21 protein-coding genes are annotated in these 23,227 nt (G+C 72.0%); 9 read left to right on the top strand and 12 right to left on the bottom strand.

Going from position 1 to position 23,227, the window contains the following annotated elements; genetic code table 11:
• The first annotated feature begins 320 nt into the window (after window positions 1-320).
• Genes OG985_RS16870 through OG985_RS16850 form a run of 5 tightly spaced genes read left to right on the top strand, consistent with a single transcriptional unit; the run spans window position 321 to window position 6,146 of the window.
• Entirely contained in the window at window positions 321-3,320 is a 3,000-nt protein-coding gene (locus tag OG985_RS16870) for a nitrate- and nitrite sensing domain-containing protein (RefSeq protein ID WP_371669161.1), read from the top strand.
• On the top strand, window positions 3,317-3,820 hold the full coding sequence (locus OG985_RS16865) for a roadblock/LC7 domain-containing protein (RefSeq protein ID WP_371669160.1): 504 nt from the start codon (window positions 3,317-3,319) through the stop codon (window positions 3,818-3,820). The genes OG985_RS16870 and OG985_RS16865 overlap by 4 nt, the downstream gene beginning before the upstream one ends.
• A complete protein-coding gene (locus OG985_RS16860; RefSeq protein WP_371669159.1) occupies window positions 3,817-4,245 on the top strand; it encodes a DUF742 domain-containing protein in 429 nt (142 codons plus the stop codon). The genes OG985_RS16865 and OG985_RS16860 overlap by 4 nt, the downstream gene beginning before the upstream one ends.
• A complete protein-coding gene (locus OG985_RS16855) occupies window positions 4,226-4,867 on the top strand; it encodes an ATP/GTP-binding protein (protein WP_371669158.1) in 642 nt (213 codons plus the stop codon). Before OG985_RS16860 ends, OG985_RS16855 begins: the two co-directional genes overlap by 20 nt.
• Before the next feature lie 25 nt (window positions 4,868-4,892).
• The gene (locus OG985_RS16850) at window positions 4,893-6,146 is read left to right on the top strand and encodes a styrene monooxygenase/indole monooxygenase family protein (RefSeq protein WP_371669157.1); all 1,254 of its coding nucleotides are present in this window, start codon (window positions 4,893-4,895) and stop codon (window positions 6,144-6,146) included.
• Between the two features lie 333 nt (window positions 6,147-6,479).
• Here the strand turns inward: OG985_RS16850 and OG985_RS16845 are convergent, their stop codons facing one another.
• The 4 genes from OG985_RS16845 to OG985_RS16830 all read right to left on the bottom strand — a co-directional run bounded on the left by OG985_RS16845 (window position 6,480) and on the right by OG985_RS16830 (window position 9,786).
• On the bottom strand, window positions 6,480-7,742 hold the full coding sequence (locus tag OG985_RS16845) for an NlpC/P60 family protein (protein ID WP_371669156.1): 1,263 nt from the start codon (window positions 7,740-7,742) through the stop codon (window positions 6,480-6,482).
• 103 nt (window positions 7,743-7,845) lie between these two features.
• Entirely contained in the window at window positions 7,846-8,163 is a 318-nt protein-coding gene (locus OG985_RS16840) for a hypothetical protein (RefSeq protein WP_371669155.1), read from the bottom strand.
• Window positions 8,156-8,809, bottom strand: a complete 654-nt coding sequence (locus OG985_RS16835) for a TetR/AcrR family transcriptional regulator (protein ID WP_371669154.1) — start codon at window positions 8,807-8,809, stop codon at window positions 8,156-8,158. The genes OG985_RS16840 and OG985_RS16835 overlap by 8 nt, the downstream gene beginning before the upstream one ends.
• Before the next feature lie 35 nt (window positions 8,810-8,844).
• Window positions 8,845-9,786 (bottom strand): diiron oxygenase, encoded by a 942-nt coding sequence (locus tag OG985_RS16830; RefSeq protein ID WP_371669153.1) that lies wholly within the window; start codon window positions 9,784-9,786, stop codon window positions 8,845-8,847.
• 90 nt (window positions 9,787-9,876) lie between these two features.
• Between OG985_RS16830 and OG985_RS16825 the strand changes: the two genes are divergently transcribed.
• Window positions 9,877-10,986: a ferritin-like domain-containing protein gene (locus OG985_RS16825; RefSeq protein WP_371669152.1), complete on the top strand. Its 1,110-nt coding sequence runs from the start codon at window positions 9,877-9,879 to the stop codon at window positions 10,984-10,986.
• A 30-nt stretch (window positions 10,987-11,016) separates the two neighbouring features.
• The gene (locus OG985_RS16820) at window positions 11,017-11,967 is read left to right on the top strand and encodes a hypothetical protein (protein WP_371669151.1); all 951 of its coding nucleotides are present in this window, start codon (window positions 11,017-11,019) and stop codon (window positions 11,965-11,967) included.
• Window positions 11,968-11,996: 29 nt separating this feature from the next.
• Here OG985_RS16820 and OG985_RS16815 read toward each other — a convergent pair whose 3' ends face one another.
• From OG985_RS16815 to OG985_RS16785, 7 genes are all read right to left on the bottom strand, one after another.
• A complete protein-coding gene (locus OG985_RS16815; RefSeq protein WP_371669150.1) occupies window positions 11,997-12,533 on the bottom strand; it encodes a DUF3291 domain-containing protein in 537 nt (178 codons plus the stop codon).
• An 88-nt stretch (window positions 12,534-12,621) separates the two neighbouring features.
• On the bottom strand, window positions 12,622-14,079 hold the full coding sequence (locus tag OG985_RS16810; protein WP_371669149.1) for a peptidoglycan D,D-transpeptidase FtsI family protein: 1,458 nt from the start codon (window positions 14,077-14,079) through the stop codon (window positions 12,622-12,624).
• Window positions 14,076-15,446: an FtsW/RodA/SpoVE family cell cycle protein gene (locus OG985_RS16805; RefSeq protein WP_371669148.1), complete on the bottom strand. Its 1,371-nt coding sequence runs from the start codon at window positions 15,444-15,446 to the stop codon at window positions 14,076-14,078. Before OG985_RS16805 ends, OG985_RS16810 begins: the two co-directional genes overlap by 4 nt.
• A 43-nt stretch (window positions 15,447-15,489) precedes the next feature.
• A complete protein-coding gene (locus tag OG985_RS16800; protein ID WP_371669147.1) occupies window positions 15,490-16,170 on the bottom strand; it encodes an SH3 domain-containing protein in 681 nt (226 codons plus the stop codon).
• Window positions 16,171-16,268: 98 nt separating this feature from the next.
• On the bottom strand, window positions 16,269-17,963 hold the full coding sequence (locus OG985_RS16795; RefSeq protein WP_371669146.1) for an ATP-binding protein: 1,695 nt from the start codon (window positions 17,961-17,963) through the stop codon (window positions 16,269-16,271).
• Entirely contained in the window at window positions 17,960-18,745 is a 786-nt protein-coding gene (locus tag OG985_RS16790; protein ID WP_371669145.1) for a hypothetical protein, read from the bottom strand. The genes OG985_RS16795 and OG985_RS16790 overlap by 4 nt, the downstream gene beginning before the upstream one ends.
• Before the next feature lie 245 nt (window positions 18,746-18,990).
• Window positions 18,991-19,497 carry a dual specificity protein phosphatase family protein gene (locus OG985_RS16785; protein ID WP_371669144.1) on the bottom strand — a complete coding sequence of 169 codons (507 nt, stop codon included), beginning with the start codon at window positions 19,495-19,497 and terminating at the stop codon, window positions 18,991-18,993.
• 98 nt (window positions 19,498-19,595) lie between these two features.
• Here OG985_RS16785 and OG985_RS16780 point away from each other — a divergent pair, with 98 nt between their 5' ends.
• Entirely contained in the window at window positions 19,596-20,399 is an 804-nt protein-coding gene (locus tag OG985_RS16780) for a nuclease-related domain-containing protein (RefSeq protein ID WP_371669143.1), read from the top strand.
• A 623-nt stretch (window positions 20,400-21,022) separates the two neighbouring features.
• On the opposite strand, the gene ligD is transcribed toward OG985_RS16780, so the two are convergent.
• Window positions 21,023-21,904: a non-homologous end-joining DNA ligase gene (gene ligD, locus OG985_RS16775; protein WP_371669142.1), complete on the bottom strand. Its 882-nt coding sequence runs from the start codon at window positions 21,902-21,904 to the stop codon at window positions 21,023-21,025.
• 71 nt (window positions 21,905-21,975) lie between these two features.
• Here ligD and OG985_RS16770 point away from each other — a divergent pair, with 71 nt between their 5' ends.
• Complete coding sequence (locus tag OG985_RS16770) at window positions 21,976-22,956, top strand: Ku protein (RefSeq protein ID WP_371669141.1); 981 nt, start codon at window positions 21,976-21,978, stop codon at window positions 22,954-22,956.
• Window positions 22,957-23,227: the final 271 nt, after the last annotated feature.

Below are 23,227 nucleotides of genomic sequence, written 5' to 3'. Positions count from 1 at the left end.
CGCCTGGTTTGGGGTGGAATGATTCGCTCCGCCGAGACGTGGCGGCGAATCCTGCCACCGGCCGCCGCTGACGTCCAACCGGCCCGGCGCGCACGCCCCTCGCGCGCGCCCGGGAAACTTGCCCGGCCGCTCTTCTCCGGGGTTCACTCCTTCGGGTGGCGGGGCAGGTGATGCAGGACCGCCGCCCACCGGCACTGGGAGGGTCGGGGACCGATGCGGGTCCCCCCGTGCGAGTGACCTCGAGCGCGGGGGAGGGCGTGCGCACAGTCGGCAGGAGTTGACGCAGCGTCACGCGGGTCCATGAGTAGGACGAGTCAGGAATGCGAGCACCGGTGCAGAAGACGCGGCCTCGTCGCACAGGCAGGCAGACGGCCTCCGAGGGCGGCGCTGAGCGCACCCCCGGCGCCGCAAGCACCCCCGGCGCCGCCGGCAGCCCGAGCGCGCCGGTCGGCAAGGGTCGCCCCACCCACGTACGCACCCGGCTCATCCTCGCCGTGGCCGTCGTGGCCGTCGTGGCCGCGGCCATCGCAGGCGCCGGCGCCCCGTCCCTCATCGATGCCTCGGGGCAACTGAACGACTCCCAGGACCTGGTGACGCTCGCCGAGCAGACCCAGGACGCCCTCTCGCTCGCCCACTCGCTGGCCGACGAGCGCGACGAGGTCACCTCGTACATCGCGGCCGGCCGCGCCAAGTCCAAGGCGCCCTCGGAGCAGCGCGGTGCCCGTGTCGACCGGCAGGTCGAGGAACTGCGCACCGACACCGACACACCCGCCTCGCTGCGCTCCGACCTCGACAACATCGCGACCGTGCGCCGGGCGGCGCTCACCGGCAAGAGCAGCGCCCTCGAAGCACACCAGGCCTACTCCGCCGCCATCACCGAACTGCACGGGCTCGCCGAACAACTGGCCCAGCGGACGCCGCCGCGGGCCGGCTCCGGCGCCTACGCGCTGGCCGAGCTGGACTCCGCCGTCCAGCAGGCGGCCGCGGCCCGAGGGCTGCTCCTCGCGGCCCTCAACGTGCCGCGGCGCACGCAGACCGTGATCGACCCCGCGACCGGTCTGCCCACCACCACGACCGACTCCTCGGAGGCCGACGCCAAGCAGCGCGACGCCCTCACGGCCGCCGCCCAGCAGGCCCGCCTCCGTTCCGACGCGGCCCTCGCCGACTTCCACGACACCGCGTCCCAGGCCGCCCGCACCTCGTACGACTCCGCGGTCACCGGACCCGAGGTCAACTCCGCCGAGAAGTACCTGGCCTCGTTCACCGACCAGCCGACCCTCTCGGACGGCGAACTCGGCACCAGCACCAAGAAGGCCGACGCCGCCCTCTCCGCCCGCGTCGACCTGATGCGCGGTGCGGAGTCCGCGCTCTTCGACCGCCGCACCAAGGAACTCGCCCAGCTGCGCGACGACGACGTCACGGCGCTGGAGATCCGGATCGCCGTCCTCGGCGCCCTGGTGCTGCTCGCCGTCGGCATCGCCACGGCCATGGCCCGCACGCTCACGCGCCCGCTGTCCGTCCTGCGCCGCGGCTCGGCCCGGCTCGCGCAGGCGCCGGACCCGACCGCCGAGGAAGCCGTCGCCTTCACTGGGCGCAACGACGAGTTCGCCCAGGTCGTACGGTCCGTCAACGCCCTGCACGCACACGCCGCCGCCCTGCACGACCGCGTCGCCACGCTGGAGGCCGACCGCAAGCACCTGGTCGGCCAGCGGCAGAAGATGGCCGACGCCCGTGAGGAACTGCGCGCGGAACTCGCCGACTCGGGCGCCCAGCTGGAGCGACTGCGCACCAGCATCGGCGGCACCTTCGTCAACCTGGCGCTGCGCACCCTGGGTCTCGTCGAGCGGCAGCTCGCCGTCATCGAGGGACTGGAGGAGCGCGAGCAGGACCCGGACCGGCTGGCCACGCTCTTCAAGCTGGACCACTTCGCCACCGTCATGCGCCGGCACAGCGAGAACCTCCTCGTCCTGTCCGGAACCGAGCACGTCCAGCAGCACGCCGGTCCGGTCCCGCTCGTCGACGTCGTACGGGCCGCGGTCAGCGAGATCGAGCGGTACGAGCGGGTCCGCATCGCCGCGTTGCCACCGCACGCGCACCTCGCCGGATTCGCCGCGGACGACCTGAGCCATCTGCTGGCCGAACTCCTGGAGAACGCCACCTCGTTCTCCCCACCCGACCTGCCCGTCGAGGTCTCCGGCTGGCTCCTGGAGAACGGCGAGGTCATGCTCTCCGTCCAGGACGAGGGCATCGGCATGGCCGAAGCGCGGATGAGCACCCTCAACTCCCGGCTCGGCGAGTTCGACCCGGAGGCGCCCTACGACCAGGAGGGCGAGGGAGGGCTCGGGCTCGGCCTGTACGTGGTGGCCCGGCTCGCCCACCGGCACGGCGTCCGCGTGCAGTTGCGCGAGCAGAAGCAGGGCGGGATCGCCGCCGTCGTCGTCCTGCCCAAGTCGCTGCTGGCGGCCGCCCCCACCGCCGCCGTCCCGGCCGCCTCGCCCACGACGGGCGGCACGCACACGTTCTCCCTGCCGGGGGCCGACGCGGAGGCCAACTCCAATGTGATCAGCGCCCGTTCGGCGGGCGACGACACGCTGGTCGCGCTCGCGGAGAAGGCCGTACGCACGGCGGAAGCCGCCGAGGAGAGCCCGCAGGCCGCCGAGCAGACCCCGGAACCCGCCGAGGAGAGCCCGGAACCCGCCGAGCAGACCCCGGAACCCGCCGAGGAGAGCCCGGAACCCGCCACGACGCCGGCCGAGACCCCGGTCGGGACCCGGGTCCAGACCCCGGCCGTGACCCGGGCCAGGACTCCGGCCGAATCCCCGGCCGAGACCACCATGGAACTCCTGCTCCCGGCGCCGGAGACGGCAGCAGGCCCGGACGGCACGGACGGCCCGGACAGGACCGACCCGACCGGACCCACCGACCTCGCCGAAGACGCCGAGGACGAGGGCGAGCACGAGCACGAACGGCGGCACGAGCAAGAGGCCGACGCGGAGGCGGTGGAGCACCGGCGCGTCCCCGACGCGCCGGAGGAACCCGTCACCGACAAGGGACTCCCCAAGCGCACCCCGAAGATCACCGAACAGGCGACGGCCCCGCGCAGGCGGACCGGTTCCGTCGATGCCGAGGCGCTGCGCCGCCGCCTGGGCGGCTTCCGCCGGGGGGCGGACGCCGGGTACCGCGACGTACAGGCGGAGATCGCCGAACACCCGGACCGCACGGGGGCGTCGGCCGCGGGAGCAGCAGGGCCCGCGGCACCAGCAGGACCCGCACAATCCGCAGAAGTCACGGGGGGCACAGCCGAGGAGGCAAGCAGTTGACCGCGCCCAGTACCTTCGGACTGAGCAGTGAAGCCCGCAATCTGCACTGGCTGCTGACCAATCTCGTCGAGGAGGTGCCGGGCATCCAGTCCGTCGCGGTGGTCTCCTCCGACGGTCTGCTCCTGCTCTCCTCCGACCCCGGCCGCAACGCCGGGGCACGGGAGGCGCTCGAGGTGCGGCCCACCGGCCCCCGCGGCTCCTCCGCCGACCTCGCCACCATCGTCTCCGGCATCGGCAGCCTCACCATCGGCGCCGCCCGGCTGATGGAGTCCGGCCCGGTGAAGCACACGATGGTCGCGATGGACGAGGGCAGCCTCTTCGTGATGTCGATCAGCGACGGCTCACTGCTCGGCGTGCACGGCGCCGCGGACTGCGACATGAGCGTGGTGGCCTACCACATGGCGCTCTTCGTGGGCCGCGCCGGTCACGTCATGACGCCCGAACTCCGCAGTGAGCTACGACAGTCCCTCGAGGCCGAGTCGACGGGGAGTGCCCGATGAGCACCAGTGCCAGCATGCCGGCCAGGCTTCCCGTACGCGGCGGCGACCGCAAGCCCGCCCGCGTACGCCCCTACTCGCTGACCGGCGGCCGTACCCGCTTCGGGCACGTCCTGCTCGTCGAGACGTTCGTCGCGAGCACCGCCGCGCTCGAAGCCGGCGAGGAGCGCAGGGAACTGATGAACGGTTCTCTCTCCAGCCGGGTCATGCCGGAGATGCGGGCCATCGTCGAGCTGTGCCGCCGTATGCGCACGGTGGCCGAGATCGCCGCGCTGCTGAAGATGCCGCTGGGTGTGGTCCGCGTGCTCCTGAGCGACCTCGCGGACCAGGGAAAGATTCGTGTGTACGGCACCGGGACCGGTCACGGTACGGGCCGTCCGGACCGCGCTCTGCTGGAAAGGGTGCTGAGTGGACTCCGTCGTCTCTGACGCCGCCGCCTACGGCGTCTCCCCGCTCCTCGACGAAGAGGAGCCCCCGAGGTCCTGGCAGACGGACCGCACCCGCGCGCCGGTCGCCACGAAGATCGTGGTCGCGGGCGGGTTCGGGGTCGGCAAGACCACGCTCGTCACCGCCGTCTCGGAGATCACGCCCCTGCAGACCGAGGCGCTGATGACCGAGGCGAGCGAGGACACCGACGACCTCACCGCCACACCGCAGAAGCTGACCACCACGGTGGCCATGGACTTCGGCCGCCTCACGCTCGACGACGACCTGGTGCTCTACCTGTTCGGCACGCCGGGCCAGCAGCGGTTCTGGTTCATGTGGGACGACCTGGTACGCGGCGCGATCGGCGCCGTCGTGCTGGCCGACACGCGCCGCCTCAAGGACTGTTTCCCCGCGCTCGACTACTTCGAGAGCTGCGGGCTGCCGTACGTCGTCGCGGTCAACCACTTCGACGGCAGTGAGCGGTTCGAGCCGGCGGATGTGCGGGAGGCGTTGACGATCCCCGCGCACATACCTGTAATGATCATGGACGCGCGCCGTCGGATCTCGGTGATCGAGACCCTCCTGGCCCTGGTGGGCCACGCGCTCGACGCAACCCCCGAGTAGTCGCGATTTAGGAGTCACCAGCCGCATGCGGAAGATACTCGTCGTCGGAGCCGGCCAGTCCGGCCTCCAGCTCGCCCTCGGACTCCAGTCGCACGGCTACGAGGTCACCCTGATGTCGAACCGGACGGCGGACGAGATCCGCTCCGGCCGGGTCATGTCGACGCAGTGCATGTTCCACACGGCGCTGCAGCACGAACGTGATCTCACGCTGAACTTCTGGGAGTCCCAGGCCCCGAAGATCGAGGGGCTCGGCGTCTCCGTGGCCGCCCCCGGTTCGCACGACCCGGGTCCGACGCAGCGCGCGATCGACTGGGTGGGCAGGCTCGACGGGTACGCGCAGTCGGTCGACCAGCGGGTGAAGATGGCCGGCTGGATGGAGACCTTCGCGCAGCGCGGCGGCCAACTGGTCATCCACGGCGCGGCGGTCGGCGACCTCGACTACTTCTCCCGTACGTACGACCTGGTCCTGGTGTCGGCGGGCAAGGGCGAGCTGGTGTCGATGTTCGGCCGGGACGCCTCGCGTTCGCCGTACGGCGAGCCGCAGCGCGCGCTGGCCGTCTCCTACGTCCACGGTCTGGGCCCGCGTCCCGAGCACCCGGAGTACGACGCGGTCCGCTGCAACCTGGTGCCCGGCGTCGGCGAGCTGTTCGTCATGCCGACGTTCACCACCTCCGGCCGCGCGGACATCCTGTTCTGGGAGGGCATACCCGGCGGCCCGCTCGACGTCTTCAAGGGCGTCAAGGACCCGGCGGAGCACCTCTCCCTGACCCTGGAACTCATGAAGAAGTTCGTCCCCTGGGAGTACGCGCGCGCCACCAAGGTCGAACTGACCGACGCGGGCGGCACGTTGGCGGGACGGTACGCGCCCACGGTCCGCAACCCGATCGGCCGGCTGCCCGGCGGCGGTCTGGTGCTCGGTGTCGCGGACGTCGTCGTCGCGAACGACCCGATCACCGGGCAGGGCTCCAACTCCGCGGCCAAGTGCGCGGCCGCCTACCTCGCCTCGATCCTGGAGCACGGCGAGAAGGAGTTCGACGGGACCTGGATGCAGGCCACCTTCGACCGCTACTGGGACACCGCCCAGCACGTCACCAAGTGGACCAACGCGATGCTCGCTCCGCCGCCGGAGCACATCCTGAACCTCATCGGCGCGGCCGGCCAGCTCCAGCCGGTGGCTAATCGTTTCGCCAACGGGTTCAACGATCCCGCGGACTTCGAGAACTTCTTCTACGAGCCCGAGAAGACGGACGCCTACCTGGCCTCGGTGGCCGCGGGCTGATCGCCGCGGGACGGAGTGCGCCGCGGTCGCATCGTCCGCCACGGTCGCTTGCGCCTGCGGCGGTCGCGTCCGCCCACCGCCGGTCCGTTGTGCCGGCCGCGGCGCGGGGGTGTGTCGACCGCCGGTCCGGTGTGCCGGTCGCGGGGCGGGGGTGTGTCGACCGGCCGGTCCGGTGTGCCTGCGGCGGTCGCGTCTGCCCACCGCCGGTCCGGTGTGCCGGTCGCGGCTCGGGGGTGTGTCAACCGCCGGTCCGTTGTGCCCGCCGCGGCTCGGGTGCGTCCGCTCGCACCCACGCGGCGGGAACCGCACGTCGACACGACCCTGCGGCCCGCGTCAGGGGGCCTGGCGGGCCGAGTGGGGCGCGTGGGCCGTGCCGGTCAGGTCCAGGTTCCGGTTCAGGTTCCGGTTCCGGTTCCGGAGCTTCGGCGGTGTGTAGTGCCGTAGGGGTGCCGCGTGCGGGTCCGGGCGGACGGCGCCCAGGATCGGGTTGGCGGCGATCGGGGAGACCTTGACCCGCGCACCGGGACGCGGTGCCTGCACGACCTTCCCGCCGCCGACGTAGAGGGCGACGTGGGTGGCCTCGGGGAAGTAGACGACCAGGTCGCCCGGGCGCAGTTCGCTCAGCGGAATCCGCTTGAGCCGCGCCCACTGCTCCTGGCTGGTGCGCGGGACGGATTTCCCCGCGTGGTCCCAGGCCTGCGAGGTCAGCCCGGAGCAGTCGTACGACTTCGGCCCCTCCGCACCCCACTGGTACGGCTTCCCGAGCTGCCGCATCGCGTACCGGACGGCCCGGTCGCCCTCCCGCGACGGCTTCGGCGTCCCGCCCGCCTTGCCGTCACTCTCGTCTCCGACACCGTCGTCAGCCGTCGCGCCGCTCAGCGCGCCGGAGGCGACGAGATCCTGCTGGGCCCGGTCGATCCCCTTCTCCTCGAACTCCGCCAGCGCCGCCAACTGTTCGGCGCTCAGCGAGGCGAGCAGTTCCTCGACGTCCGCGAGCCGCGCGCGTACGGCGTCGCGCTCCTTCTTCGTCCGTTCGGCGAGGGTGAGCCGGTCGTCCAGGGCCTTGCGCGCCCGGCGCGCCAGGCCGTCGGCCTTCCGCTCGTTCCCGGTCAGCCGGCCCACCGTGTCGGCCCGTTCCCGCGCGAGCTGCCCGATCACATGGCCCTCGTCGAGCGCGTGCTGCGGATCGCGGGCGAGCAGCAGCCGTACGTACGGGGAGAGGGCGGTGCTGGTCTGGTACTGCTGCCGGACCAGCCTGCCCGCAGCCCCGCGGCTGTCGCGCAGGGAGAGTCGAGCGCGGGAGAGCTCACGCTCCAGCCGGTCGGCCTCCGCGCGCTGCTTCGTCAGCTTCTCCTCGGAGGCGTTGTACGCCTCGGTGGCCCGCTCGGCCTCCCGGTACAGGCGCTGGAGGTCCGTCAGCAGCGCGGCCGTGGAGGGTTCCCCGGGTTCGGGTGCGGTCGTGGGGGATTCCCCGGGTTCGGGTGCGGCCGTGGACGGTTCCCCTGGCCCGGGTGCGGCCGCCGCCGGCAGCGGTGCGAGAACGGTGCCGGCCGCCACCGCCGCCGTACAGACCAGACGCAGGAACCTTCCTGACACGTCATCACCTCCGATGCGCAACGGTCCTTCCGTTCCGCATCGCGAGCATCAGACGCGTGCGCCGAGTCCGCGCGCCGGGTGTGCGCGGTTCGGCGCAACCAGGTCACCCGTCGGTGGCTTCCGGCTTGCCGCCCGGCGTGGCGTCTGGCCTGGTCCACGGCCATCTGAGCCTGCCGTCGCCGCCCTCGGGGTCGTAGGCGTACTTCCATCCCCGCTGGAGCCCGAGCCGCCTGCTGTGCCCGCGCGGTTCCCGCCGGTAGACGAGCACGGTGGGCGGGCCGCCGGCGGCGTCGGGGACGGGGATGCGGTAGATCTTGGGCGGCTGCCCGGTGGGCCCCAGCAGCACGGGCAGCACCCGGCCGTCCATCGGCCCGCCCTCGAAGGGGATGTCTTCGCTCTTCACGGCACCAGTGTCAGCCATCCGCCGCGAGCGCCTCGACCAGCGCCGCGGTCTGCGGGTCCCGCCCCGCGGTCACCGACAGCACGGCCACGAACTGCTCGACCAGCCAGTCCCGCAGCTCGGCCACCGGCGGCTGCTTGCCCTCGTCGAGCCAGATCAGCGAGGCGGCCTCGACCGCCGTGATCCACATCCGTACGGTCATCCGCAGCAGCAGGCCGGGCTCCGTGACCCGCAGATGGCTGAGGATGTGCTCGGCCGCGGCCCGCCGTACGCCGTCCACGATGGCCGTCGTCCGGGACGTCTCCACAACGCTGCCGCCCTGGAGCAGCGCGCTGAAACCGGCGTCGTGCTGGTCGACGAAGGCGAGGTAGCGGTCCAGGGCGCGGGTCAGCCGGGGGAGCAGCGGGCCCTCGCGCGGCTCGTCGAAGCAGTGCCGCAGCTCCTCCGCGGCGGACCGCAGCGCCGCCTCGTACAGCTGCTGCTTCCCGCCCGGGAAGTAGCGGTACACGAGCGGCCGCGACACCCCGGCCGCCTCCGCCACGTCGTCCAGGGACACGTCCTCCGGCACCCGGTGCGCGAAAAGGGACAGCGCGGCGTCGAGCAGCTGGCTCCGGCGTTCCTCGACGCTCAGGCGGCGGTACGCGGGGGTGGCGGCGGAGGGGGTCATATGGGGCAGCGTAACCGCCCCGCCCGGCGCCCGGCCTACGCCAGCAGCCCGGACGACTTCCAGAGCCGCCGCCCCACTCCCCGCAACACCCCGATGTCGTCCAGGAAGTCGGTCAGTTTCCTCGCCCCCGTCTGCATGACCTCGCGCCGGTGTCCGCTGGCCCGCACCTGCGCCACGGCCTCCCGCCGGTCCAGGCCGACGTTCGTGTAGACCTCGGGGTTGACGAACGCCACGGAGAACACCCGGGCGAACTCCCCGGACGTCACCCGGGTGAACTCCTGCGACCACCGCGGAGCCGTCACCATCTGCCGCCGCAGCTCCTCGCGGGCGTACCGCACGTGCCGCGCCTCCTCGACCACGTGGATCCGCGTCACACCCCGGACCAGGGTCTGCACCCGCTCGTCCGGGAAGGTCAGCCGCTGCATCCAGTCGAGGACCTCCTCGCCCAGCAGGGTCGCCGTGAAGGACCCCGGGGTCGTGGAGATGGTCTTGAACAGCCGCCCCAGGTTCAGGTGCGCGCGGCTCACCGGGTACCACGGCGTGTCCCCGTGCGAGATCAGCCGGGCGAACATCTTCGAGTGCCGGCACTCGTCCTCGATCTCGGTCAGCGCGTAGCGCACGTGCGCGCTCGTCGCCGCCTTGTCGTAGATGTGCCGGACCAGCAGCTGCATCAGGATCAGTTCGAACCAGATGCCGAGCGAGGCGAGCGCGGCGGCCTCGTGCTGCGACAGCAGGATCCTCTGCTCCTCGCTCATCCGCTTCCACAGCGGGGTGTCGTACAGCGACACGAGCTCCGGCGGCCAGAACCACTTGCCCTCCTCGAAGGGCGCGTCCCAGTCGAGTTCCGTGTCGGGGTCGAAGGAGTGCTTGGCGGAGGAGACGAGCAGCCGTTCGGCCACCTGTTCGCGGTCCTTGAGCAGACCGAGCGCGTCACGCAGCCCGTCGAGCGCTTCGGCGTCTGTGAGGGTCGTGGTCATGGCACTTATGAGACTGCCTGTCAGCAAGCTCGTCAATCCCCCGCGCGGGACTTGTTGACGAAGCGTCTACCGCGTGTGAGCCTGCGAGGCATGCCGACTTACGACCTGTACGCCACGGAACCGGGAGACTCCCCCTGGCAGGTGCCGGCGACCGGCGACGCCCGCTTCAACTGGGAGTACGACGACGGCCGCGACCGCCTCCTCGCCCTCTACCAGAAGGGCAAGGACAAGCAGTGGGACGGCCAGAAACGCATCGACTGGGACCTGGAGGTCGACCCCTACGACCCCCTCGGCACGCCCGACGAGGCGATGTCCCTCTACGGCACGAAACACTGGGCGAAGTTCACCGACCGGGACAAGGCCGAACTGCGCAGGCACTACGCCTCCTGGCAGTTCAGCCAGTTCCTGCACGGCGAGCAGGGCGCGATGATCTGCGCCGCCCGGATCGTCGAGTCGGTCCCTGACCTGGACGCGAAGTTCTACTCGGCGACCCAGACGATGGACGAGGCCAGGCACGCCGAGATCTACGGCCGCTTCCTGCACGAGAAGATCGGGATGCTCTACCCGATCAACGACAACCTCCAGTCGCTGCTGGGCGACACCCTGCGCGACTCCCGCTGGGACATGCCCTACCTCGGGATGCAGGTTCTGATCGAGGGTCTGGCGCTCGCCGCCTTCGGCATGATCCGCGACACCACCGACAAGCCCCTCCCGAAGCAGATCCTCGCCTACGTCATGCAGGACGAGGCCCGTCACGTGGCCTTCGGCCGCATGGCGCTCAGGGACTACTACAAGCAGCTGAGCGACGCCGAACTGCGCGAGCGCGAGGAGTTCGTCATCGAGGGCTGCTACCTGATGCGCGACCGGCTGCGCGGCGTCGAGGTGCTGCGCAACTTCGGCATCCCGGCCGCGGAGGCCGACGAGTACAGCGAGCAGTCCGAGTTCCTCGCCCTCTTCCGCAAGCTGCTGTTCTCCCGCATCGTCCCCTGTGTCAAGGACATCGGCCTGTGGGGCAAGCGACTCCAGCAGGCCTACGTCGACATGGGCGTCCTCGAACTGGGCGACTCCAGCCTCGACCTGCTGATGGCGCAGGACGAGGAGATCGCCGAGAAGCTCGACGCGGAACGGTTCGCGGCGGAAGAACAGGAGCGCGTGGCGGAGGTCGAGGGCGCGATCGAAGCGGGCGGAATCGCCTCCTGACGCGCCCCTCACATGCAGTAACGTGCTGACGTGTCCACGCCTCCACCACCCCAGAACCCACACGGCGGGCAGCCGCCCGAGAACCCCTACGGCGGGCAGCCGCCCCAGGGGCCCTACGGCCCGCAGTCGCAGGGCCCGCAGGCAGACCCGTACGGGGGGCGGCCGCAGGGCCCCTACGCCGGACCGTACGGACAGCCGCCGCAGGGGCAGCAGCCCGCCCCGCCGTACGGACAGCCGCCGTACGGACAGCAGTCCGCCGCGCCGTACGGCGCCCCGGCCCCGTATCCCCCGCAGCCGTACGGCGGTTGGGGCGCGCCCCCGGTGTTCCCGCCGCCCAGGAAGCGCCGCGTCGGGCTCGTACTCGGCATCGTCGGCGGAGTCGTCGGCGCGATCGTGGCGATCGTCGTGGCACTCGTGGTGATCGGTGCGGCGGCGAGCAGCGGCTTCCCCGAGGCCAGGTTCGACCTGAGCCTGCCCAGGACGCTGGTCGACGGGCGTTACGAACTCACCCAGGACCTCTCGGACTCCGAGGGCGGGAAGATCAAGGACGAGGCGGACGGCGCCTGGGACGCGAAGGTCGCCGGCAGCGTGGTGGGTCAGTACAGCCCCGGCGGCGACGCGACCAAGGGCGCCCTGGTGGTGTCGGGCATGTACGGCCGGTTCAAGAACACCGACGAGGCCCGCGAGAACATGATGAAGGGCGCCGCGCAGGGAGCCGACGCGAAGGTGGCCGTACAGCCGAAGGACTTCCCGCCGAGCGGCTCCGGGGGCGTCACGATCACCTGTGAGGTGCTCACCCGGAGCCAGTCCGGCACGGCAGTGACCGTCCCGGTGTGCGGCTGGGCGGACGACAACACGGGCGCCTCCGTGGCCGAGGTGACCGTGGAGACGATGTCGCAGGACCCCTCCGAGGTCGACCTGGAGGCGGCGGCCGAGGCGACCCAGCGGATCCGCTCCGACATGCGGAAGCCGATCAAGTGACGCCATGACGGGAGTGCCGGGGGAGAGCCCTACGCGGGGCACCCCAGATCCTCGGGCACCGGCACGGCCACCGGCTCGGGCGTCCCGGGCGCGGCCGTCACCGCGTCCGCCGCTTCCGGGGCGAAGGACGTCCGCAGGGTGAAGGCGTACGGCGTCGCCCCGTGCGTCCGCAGGTGCAACAGCCGTTGCTCCGCCTCCGCGACCGTCGGCCGGTGCCCCGCCGGGACCCACCACAGCGTTGTCATCGCCTCCCGTACCCGCTCGAACCACTCGCGCCGCCTGGCCAGCATCTCCCGGTGCCTCCCCTGGTACATGTAGGCGGTCAGCGCGTCGGTGTCGCGCCACACCGACATGTTGACGATGAGCCATTCGTCCCCGAACACGGCGATGTCCGTCGCGTTGCCGGAGTCGCTCTCCAGTCGCCAGACGAAGCCGTCGGCGGCGTCCGCGTCGGCGTTCACGGGGTCGAGCGCGTCGACGAAGTCCTTCAACTGCGGTGAGTCCAACGGGGCGTTGAGGCGGGCGAGATTGACCTGGGCGAGTTCGAACGCGGCGGGCTCAGTCATGACCGAACGGTAGGTCGGTCCCGCACCGCGGCGGAACCCCCCGTCTCACGAGGTGAGCACGCGCGGGGTGGCGCTCACGGGGTGGCACTCACGAGGTGAGCACGGCCTCCATCACCGCCCGTGCGATCGGCGCCGCCACCCCGCCCCCGCTGATCTCCCCCCGGTCCGCCGACCCGTCCTCCACCACCACCGCGACCGCCACCTTCGGCTCCATGTCGTCCTCGGCCTGCGCCCAGGACACGAACCAGGCGTACGGCACACCGGCGTTGCCGATGCCGTGCTGGGCGGTGCCGGTCTTGCCGCCCACCCGCGCGCCGGGGATCGCCGCGTTGCCGCCGGTGCCCTCCGTCACCACACCCTCCATCAGCTCCTTCATGCGTACGGCGGTAGACGGCCGCATCACCTGGCGCACGGGGCGTGAGCCGGCCGTGGCGAGGGTCGCGCCCGCGTCGGTGGTCGTCCGCTCCACCAGGTACGGCGCGCGCAGCTGCCCGCCGTTCGCGACGGCCGCCGAGACCATCGCCATCTGCAGGGGAGTGGCCCGCGTGTTGTACTGCCCGATCGACGACAGCGCGAGCTGCGCCCTGTCGACCGAGGTGTCGAAGGTGCTCCGCGCGACCGAGAACGGGATCCGCAGCGCCGTGTCGTTGAAGCCGAAGCCCTGCGCGGTGGCCGTCATGTCGGCCACGCCCACGTCGGCGCCCAGCTTGGCGAACACCGTGTTGCACGACCACTCGAACGCGGCCCGCAGCGGGGCGTCCTCGCACCCCTCGCCCTCGTTCGTCAGCGAGGTGGTCGTGCCGGGCAGCGTGTAGGGGGCCGGGGAGTCGGTGGGCTCGTCGAGATCCGTGATCACGCCCGCGTCCAGCGCGGCCGCCGCGGTGACCACCTTGAACGTCGAGCCCGGCGGATAGGTCTGCCGCGCCGCCCGGTTGAGCATCGGCTTGTCCCGGTCGCCGATCAGCCGCGACCAGGACCGCTTCACCGCCGAGCCGTTTCCGGACAGCACCGCCGGGTCGTACGACGGGGTGGAGACCAGCGCCAGGATCCTCCCGGTCGACGGCTCGATCGCCGCCACCGCGCCCTTGCGCGCCCCCAGCCCCTCGTACGCCGCCTGCTGTGCGCCCCGGTCGAGCGTGGTCACGACGTCGCCGCCGTCGGCCCGGGCGCGGGTGAGGTCGTTCCACAGGGGGAACGGCGAGAGCATCGGGTCCGTCCCGGACAGCACGTCGTCCTCGGCGTGCTCCAGGAACGTCGTCCCGTACAGCTGCGAGGCGAAGCCGGTCACGGGCGCGTACAGCGGGCCGTTCTCGTACGACCGCTCGTAGCGGAGCTGCCCGCCGCTGTCCCGGGAACCGGTGACGGGCCGGCCGCCGACCAGGATGTCACCGCGCGGCTCGTGGTAACGGGCGATGGTCTGGCGGCGGTTGGCGGGGTTGTCGTCGTAGGACCCGGCCTGGACGACCTGGATGCGGGCGGCGTTCGCGAGCAGCGAGGCGAGCAGCAGGGCGCAGAAGACGGCCGCGTGGCGGATGTACCTCGTCATGGGGCGGCCTTCCCGTCGTACTGGCCGCGGGCCGAGTCGCTCACCCGGATCAGCAGCGCCACGATCGCCCAGTTCGTCACCACCGACGAGCCGCCCTGCGCGAGGAAGGGCATCGCCATACCGGTCAACGGGATCAGGCCGGTCACCCCGCCCGCGATCACGAACACCTGGAGCGCCAGGATGGAGGCCAGTCCGACCGCGAGGAGACGGCCGAAGGGGTCGCGCTGGGCCAGGCCCGCACGGTAGCCGCGCTCCACCAGCAGCCCGTACAGCAGGAAGATCGCGGACAGACCCGCCAGGCCCAGCTCCTCGCCCGCCGTCGCCAGGACGAAGTCCGACTTCGCCGCGAAGCCGATGAGGATCGAGTGGCCGAGGCCAAGCCCGGTGCCGAGGATGCCGCCGGTCGCGAAGGAGAACAGCGACTGGGCCAGCTGGTTGGGTCCCTGGCCCGCCTCGATCGAGGCGAACGGGTGCAGCCAGTCCTCGACCCGGCTGTGCACGTGCGGTTCGAGCCAGCCGACGGCGACCGCCCCCAGCGAGGCCAGCAGCAGGCCGACGGCGATCCAGCCGGTGCGGCCGGTGGCGACGTAGAGCAGGACGACGAACAGGCCGAAGAACAGCAGCGAGGTGCCGAGGTCCCGCTCTAGGACCAGGACGCCGACGCTCAGCAGCCAGATCGTGACGATCGGGCCGAGCACGCGTCCGGTGGGCAGTTGGAGTCGACGGAACTTCCAGACGCGGCGGCCCGCGTACGCCAGCGCGTTGCGGTTGGCGGCCAGGTAGGCGGCGAAGAAGACCGCCAGCAGCACCTTCGCGAACTCGCCGGGCTGGATGGAGAATCCGGCGATCCGGACCCAGATGCGGGCGCCGTTCACGGCCGGGAACAGGATCGGGAGGGTGAGCAGGCCGAGGGCGGTGACGACACAGACGTACGCGTAGCGCTGGAGCACCCGGTGGTCGCGCAGCAGGACGACGACCAGGATGAACAGCGTCACGCCGACCGTGGACCACACCAGCTGGGTGGGAGCCGCCTCGTCGCCGGGGGTCTCCAGGTCGAGCCGGTAGATCAGGACCAGGCCGAGGCCGTTGAGCAGGACGGCGATCGGCAGGGGCAAGGGGTCGGCGTCGGGGGCGCGCAGACGCACCGCGCAGTGCGCGAGGAACGCGAGCACGCCGAGCCCGGCGCCGTAACCGGCGGCGCCGGGCGGGACGGTGCCGTTCCTGGCGAGGCCGACAGCGCAGTAGCCGTACACGCAGAGCAGGACGGCGAGGACGATGAGGGCCAGTTCGATGCCACGGCGCCGGGGGAGGCGTACCGCCGAAGCGGGTGCTTTCGCCTGTGCCACGGTGGTTCCGGCATTGATCATGTCCGGAACTTACCCAAATGGGCCGTGTTGTCCACCTGTGTTGTCAGCACCAGCGTGGCGCGGCGCCGATGTTGTCGATGTAGCGGGCCGAGCCCCACGCCCAGGTGCCGTCCGTGAGGAGGTACCAGAGCCGGTTGCCGTCGACGTTCTGACCGCCGGTCTTGCAGAAGATCGAGACGATCTCGCCTCGGTGGGCGTACCGGATGACCTGGCCGCCGCGGTTCGGAGCGGCGCGCAGGGCCAGCGTGCTCGCGGTGACCCGACCCCGGTAAAGGCGCTGGTCGTTCTGGTTGCCGTGCTGGTCCCAGTCACCGCCCTGGGCGTTGGCGGTCTGGTGTCCGTTGTCACCGCCCTGGGTGTTGCCGCCTTGGGTGTTGGCGGTCTGGTGTCCGTTGTCACCGCCTTGAGTGTTGCCGCCCTGAGTGCTGCCGCCTTGGGTGTTGGCGGTCTGGTTCCCGTTGCCACCGCCCTGAGTGTTACCACTCTGGGCGTTGGAGGCCTGGTTGTCGGCGCTCTGGCTGTTGGCGTTCGGGTTCCAGGTGCTGCTCTGGTTGGAGCCACCCGGCTGGTCGGATGCGGTGGCGGAGGCGTTCTGGCTGGAGTTCGGGTCGCCGTTGTCCCACTCCCCGTCCGCGACGGCGGGGGCGGCCGCGGCCGCGGCGAGCAGGCTGGCGACGGCGGCCGTTATGGCGAGACCGCGGGGGAGGGAGGAACGCAGGGACATGGGGGGTACCTCCGTGAAAGGGCGAGCATGTCGTCGGTTCCGAAGGTCTCGAAACCTGACTAACCGCCACATTAGGAGCGTCGTACGGACCGCGCCCGTCACGCTGCGCCATCGGGGAGCGCGGACCCGGGGAGCACGGACTCGCCGGGCCTGCCCTGAGGCAGCGTCAGCGTGGCGCACGCGCCGCCCCCCGGCGCGTTCGCGAACTCCAGCAGCGCGCCGAGTACCTCCGCCTGGCCGAGCGCGATCGTCAGCCCGAGCCCGTGCCCCTTCGCCCCGCCCTCGGTGCGGAACCGCTGCGGCCCGTGCTCGACCAGGTAGTCCGGATAGCCGTCCCCGTGGTCGCGCACGGTGACCACCGGGCCGTCCACCGTGAGCACCACCGGCTCCCGGCCGTGCCGGTGCGCGTTCGCGACCAGATTGCCGAGCACCCGCTCGAGGCGCCGCCGGTCCGTCTCCACGAGGACATCCCGCACGACCCGCACCTCGGTGCCGGCACCCGCACCCGTGTCGCCCTGCGGCACGACGCCGGTGCGCGACGCCGCGCCCGAGTCGCCTTCGGGAGCGACACCCGTGCCCGCGGCCGCGCTCGTGTCGCTTGCGGGAGGGACGCCCGCGCCCGACGCCGCGCCCGAGTCGCCCTGCGGCACGACGCCGGTGCGCGACGCCGCGCCCGAGTCGCCTTCGGGAGGGACGCCCGTGCCCGCGGCCGCGCTCGTGTCGCTTGCGGGCGCGACGCCGGTGCCCGACGCCGCGCGCGAGTCGCTTTGGGGAGCGACGCCCGTGCCCGCGGCCGCGCTCGTGTCGCTTGCGGGAGCGACGCCCGCGCCTGACGCCCGCACCACTCGCTCGGCCAGCGCCCCCAGCGGCTCCGGGTCCAGCTCCAGCCGCTCACGCCCGGTGTCCAGCCGGGAGATCTCCAGCAGATCCTCGGTGAGCGTGCGCAGCGCGGCCACCCGGTCCCGCACCAGCTCCGTCGGCCGGCCCGCCGGCAACAACTCGGCCGCCGCGTGCAGCCCGGTCAGCGGAGTGCGCAGTTCGTGCGCCACGTCCGCGGTGAACCGCTGCTCGCTCAGCAGCTTGCCCTGCAAGGAGGCCGCCATGGAGTCCAGCGCGGCGGCCACCGCGGCCACCTCGTCCTGCCCGCCCGACGCGTCCTTCGTACGGGGGTCGCCCACCCGCGCGTCCAGGTCGCCCGCGCTGATCCGCCGGGCCACCCGCGCGGTCGTGTGCAGCCGCCGGGTCACCCGGGTCACCGCGAACGCGCCGACCAGGAGGGTCGCCCCGATGGCCAGGGCCGACGACCACACGATCGCCCGGTCGAGGCCGTCGATGGTCCGCCTGCCCTGCGCGTAGTCGACCTGCACCGCGAGGGCCCGCCCACCGTCGACCGGGCCCGCCGCCCACATCGTGGGGCGCCCGCGGTGATCGCTCACCATCGTGCCGCGCTCCCCGGCGGCGGCCAGCCTCCGCAGCGGGACGGGCAGGCCCGGCGGATCGACCCCGGTACCCGGTGCGAGCGTGTCCCCGGCCTCGTACGCCGCCGTCGCCTCCGTCAGCCGGGACAGCGCGAGGTCACGTGCCTGGCCGACCGTCTGGTTCGTGACCGAGACGTGCACCAGGACGCCGAGCAGGGCGGCGAGCGCGCAGCACATCACGATGATGAACGCGGCGGACTTGGCGGCAAGAGTCCCGGCCCACCGGGGAAGGGCGAGCCCCGGGCGTTTCGCCGAGGCACTTCTGGTCGGGCGTCTCGTCGAACGGGTCGGGGAGGGCCTCTCCTGGCGTCTCACGGGGTGCTCGCCGAAGGGGAGAGCGAGGGGGAGAGCGAGGGGGCGGCGGTGCTTGACGGCCGCTTGGAGTGCTTCCCGTCCCCGGTGCGCAGCATCTCGTCGTGCGTCAGCAGCATCAGACGCTGCTGCGGGTCCCAGGTCCACTGGAACCGGTACTCGTAGGCCGGGATGTCGGACGGCGAGCGGATGATCACGGACCGCCCCGCCAGCTCGACGCCGGTCACCGCGTCGTCGTTGGACATCACCTGGACCAGCCGGCCCGACCGGAAGGTGTAGACGCGTACGGCCGTCTGGTTGCCGGGCAGCAGCCGGAACCCCAACGTCAGATCGTCGCGCCCGTCACCGGTGAGGTCGCGGTAGTACGCCTTGAGAACCGGGCACCGGCCGCCGGTCACGGTCTCACCGTCCGCCGCGGCCCTGCTGTCGGTCGTAGCGTTCTCGCCGCAGTCGTCCATCCTGCGGACCGTCTCGCGGTACGTCGCCTTGGCGCCGGTGTACGCCCCAGGGTGCCGGCTGATCTCCGCGCGGACGACGGCCACCGGGTCCACCTTGTGGATGTCGTCGCCCGGAGCGGTGATGCCGCGCACGAGCTCGGACTCGCCGTCCTCGTAGTCCCAGGCGGGGCTGGAGGCCGGCCGCAGACCCGGCCACAACCTGTCCGGACCGGTCGCCGCCGGGGTCGCACCCGCCCCGAGCAGCTCGCCTCCGTCACCGCAGCCCACGGCGGACACCAGCACGAGGGCGACCGTGAGGGCGGAGAGGACGAGGCGGCGGGGCGGCACTGTGCTCCTGTGATCGGGTGCGGTGTGGGTGTGTGGGCGGGGAGGGGTGGGGCGGATCCGGGTGCGGGGCAGGGCAAACAAGCAGGCAGGGGCGGGGCTGGGCCGGGATCGTGCGGGGTCGCCCCGGCCTCGTACACCTTATTCGTACGGACGTCCTTTTTGCGTCACGAGGTGTCCCGTCGGGGACCTCGTCCGGAGCCGGAGAAGAAACGATTGCTCGCCCACCGGACCGCCTCCACCGCCCCCTACTCGGTGAGCTCCTCGAGGAGCCGGGCCGTCGGCAGCCCCGTCTGGAGGTACTCGACGAAGAGTTCGTTGTGCAGCGCCCATGGGGAGCGGCGGGTCCGGATCAGCCGGATCGCCTCGTCGCTGGAGTGCCCCAGGCGTACGAGCGCGTGCGCGACGACCAGGCCGGACCGGTTGTACCCGTGGTAACAGCGCACGAGGACCTTGCGGCCGTCGTCCAGCGCGTCGCAGGCGGCCTGCGCCAGCCGCATCACGCCCGCGAGCTGCGTCCCGTCCAGCGGTCCGTCCGGAATCGGCCACACATGGTGTTCGACGCCCGGGTCGGGCCCGTGCCCCGGCAGTCTCAGGAGGGTCAGCACGAGATCGAACTGGTCCCGCACGACCGCGAACTCGAGCTGCCCGGGCGGCCCCTTGAACTCGTGCCCGCCCATCCACAGTCCGGGCACGATCTCGCTCCATGGGCTGTCCGGAGCCGGTACGTCGGATTGCTTCCTGCGCGTCCGCAACGGCGCCTCCCCAAGCCCCAGCCAACTCTCCTCAAAGGTAGCCGGGTTCTTGCCCCTGGAGCACCCCGCCTGTTCCCATGGTCGTGGGGTGATGGTGCATGAGCGGACTGCGCGTCATACCGACCTGGCGACACGGCCAGGAACGGCTGTACGTCTGCCTCAGGGACGGCAGGAACATCGCCTGGTACGACCGTGAGGCCGCCCGGGTCAACCTGCTGAGCGAGGACCGGAGAGACGACGTCCTCGAAGCCCTGGGGCCCTTCCTGACGGGCCCGGTAGCGGTGGGCCCGCCCGCGGTCCCGACCCCGGCCGAGCTGGCCCGTCTCTCCCTCCACCCGGACGACGACCTCGCGCCCAACCGCCCCGGCGAGGCGCTCCAGGTCTCGCTGGACCGGGACCCGGGCCCGCAGCGCCGTCTGCGGCCCGACCCGCGCCGCCGGGCCCTGGCCGCGGAACAGGCGGTGGGGGAGTCGCTGGACCGCCTCGACGGCGTCGGCTGGCACGCCCTGCACTCGGTCCCGCTCCCCGGCGGGGACCGGGTCCACCACCTGGTGATCGGTCCCGGCGGCCTCTTCGCGATCCACACGCTGTACGCCCGCAAGGCCCGGGTGACGGTCGCCGACCCGGTGGTCACGCTGGGCCGCCGCGACTCGAGCCCGCTCCTGCGCCGCGTCCGCGCCGACGCGGACCGGGCCTCCTACGCGCTGACGGCCGAGGTTCACCCGGTCCTCGTCCTCGTGGACCCCGCGGACCTCGCGATCATCACCCCGCTCCGAGACGTCCGCGTCCTGGCCGACACGGAGATCGAGGGCCTCGCCAAGCTGGGCGGCATCCTCAAGCCGGCAGACGTGCAGGCCCTCCACGCAACGGCCAGGGACCGGCAGACGTGGGTACGGGTGTGAGGGTCGCGATATCCGGCGAGTGCGGCCGACCTGGCGTGTCCGGCTTGCGAGGCCGACGCGGCGTGTCCGACCCACCTGGCTCACTTGGCGTGTACGGTCTGCCGGGCTCCCTTGGCGCGTCCGGCCTGCCGGGCTCACTCCGGGTGTCGGGCCCACCCTGGCGCACTTGGCGCGTCCGGCTTGCGGGGCTCACTCCGGGTGTCGGGCCCGCCTGGCGCACTTGGCGCGTCCGGCTTGCGGGGCTCACTCCGCGCGTCCGGCCCGCCTGGCCCACCAGGTCAACCGGGAGCGTCCGGCCTGCCGGGTTCACCCCGCGCCTCCGGCCCGCTCGGCCAACCCAGCCCGTCCGGCGTTTGAGGACGAGGCCCTTCAGGCCGAAGCGGGGGTCTGGGGGCGCAGCCCCCAGGACACGTGCGGCAGGCCGCGACGGGCGGATGGCAACCGGCAGATGCCGACCGACAGGGTGCGACCGGCACATACCGACCGACACATACCGACCGACACACACCGACCGGCACATACCGACCGGCACATGTCGACCGGCAGATGTCGACCGGCAGATGCCGGCCGTCAGTGCGCAACCCCGCGCATGCCGGTCACGACGCGACGGTCGCGCGCCGCGGTCACGGCAACGCCCCCGCCCGCCCCGCATCAAGCAACCCGGCGAGCAAATCGCCGTACTCCCGCACGCGCGGACCGATGTCCTCAGCCCGAAACGCCAGCCGCTCAGCCCCCCCGCTCTCCTCCACCTCGCTCCAGGTCACCGGCGCCGACACCAGTGGCTCCGCCCGCGCCCGCAGCGTGTAGGGCGTCGCCGTGGTCTTGCGGGCCGCGTTCTGGCTCCAGTCGACGAACACCTTCCCGGGTCGCAGGCTCCGCGTCATGCGGTGGACGACGAGCCGGGGCATGGCCTTCTCCGCCTCGACGGCGAGTTCCTTGGCGTACTCGGTGGTCCGTTCGGAGGAGGCCGAGCGCACCGCCGCGAGCAGGTGCAGCCCCTTCGACCCGGAGGTCTTGGCGTACGCCTCGATCCCGTCCGCCGCCAGCCGTTCCCGCAGCCACAGGGCGACCTCGCAGCAGTCGACGACGGTGGCGGGCGGGCCGGGGTCGAGGTCGAAGACGATCCGGTCGGCGTCGCCGGGTGCGTCGATGACCCACTGGTGCGTGTGGAACTCGGTGACGAGGTTCGCGGCCCACATCAGGCTCGCCAGGTCCTGTACGAGCACCATCCGGGCCGGCCCCTCCGACCGGGGTACCTCGACGGTGGTGACCCAGTCGGGCGTACCCGGCGGAACGTTCTTGGCGAAGAACACCTGGCCGTCGGGCCCGTCCGGATACCGCAGGAAGGACACCGGCCGATCCCGCAGATGGGGCAGCAGGACCTCGGCGGTGGTCGCGTAGTAGTGCAGCAGCTCGCCCTTGGTGAACCCGGTCGCGGGATACAGCACCTTGTCCAGGTTGCTGAGCGCGAGCCTCCGCCCCTCCACCTCCGTGATCGGCGTCATACGATGAGAATCCCACGCATGCAGGCATAAAGCCTCACTCAGCCACAGAACGGTGGAATCGGACCGAAAGGGTGCTGCACGTGCGATCCATCTGGAACGGTGCCATCTCGTTCGGCCTGGTCAGCATCCCGATCAAGCTGGTGAACGCCACCGAGAGCCACTCGATCTCCTTCCGCCAGATCCACCTGGAGGACGGCGGCCGCGTCCGCTATCGCAAGGTCTGCGAGCTGGAGGACCGGGAGATCAGCGGATCGGAGATCGGCAAGGGCTACGAGGACGCGGACGGCACGATCATCCCGATCACGGACGACGACCTGGCGCACCTGCCCCTCCCGACGGCGAAGACGATCGAGATCGTCGCGTTCGTGCCGGCCGACCGGATCGACCCGTTGCAGATGGACACCGCCTACTACCTCGCGGTGGGCGGCGCTCCGGCCGCGAAGCCGTACACCCTGCTGCGGGAGGCACTCAAGCGCAGCAACAAGGTGGCCATCGCGAAGTTCGCGCTTCGCGGACGGGAGCGCCTCGGCATGCTCCGGGTGGTGGAGGACGCCATCGCCCTGCACGGGCTGCTCTGGCCGGACGAGGTCCGCACCCCGCAGGGCGTCGCCCCCGACACGAAGGTCAAGGTCAACGACAAGGAACTCGACCTCGCGGACGCCCTGATGGACACCCTTGGGGAGATCGACCTCGACGAGCTGCACGACGAGTACCGCGAGGCCCTGGAGGAGGTCGTCGCCGCGAAGGCGGCCGGTGAGAGCCCGCCGGAGGCCCCGGAACCGCCGGAGGGCGGGAAGGTCCTCGACCTGATGGCGGCCCTGGAGAAGAGCGTGCAGGCGGCGAAGCAGTCGCGGGGCGGAGGGAAGGGCGAGGCGGAGGAACACGCCGAGGTCAGGAAGCTTCCGCAGCGGAAGTCGGCGCGGGCGGCGCCGAAACAGACGTCCGGGAGGAAGACGGCGGAGGGTACGAAGAAGAAGACGGCCGCGAAGACCACGTCCGCCGCCTCCACCAAGAGCACGGCGAAGAAGAAGCCACGCAAGCACCCGGCCTGAACGGGACCGCCGCCGCGGCGGCCGACGACGCGAGCGCTCCCCGCCGCCGTGGGACACGGCACGCCCAGCCCCGACGCACCCGCCGACGCCGTACCGGACCCGCCACCGGCCCTCAATGGCCGCCGTAACCCACACAAAGCGGTTCGGCCTTCACCCAACTACCGAACCACACCCGCATGTTGCCGGGATTTAACGCACGCCCCCTTGGTGAATCCCTTTCTACGCGCGTAACTTGAGCCGACTCCCCACAGGCACTGGTTCAAGCCCCGTC

Source organism: Streptomyces sp. NBC_00289, assembly GCF_041435115.1.
Lineage (GTDB): Bacteria > Actinomycetota > Actinomycetes > Streptomycetales > Streptomycetaceae > Streptomyces.
This window is presented reverse-complemented; position numbering and strand designations above follow the sequence as displayed.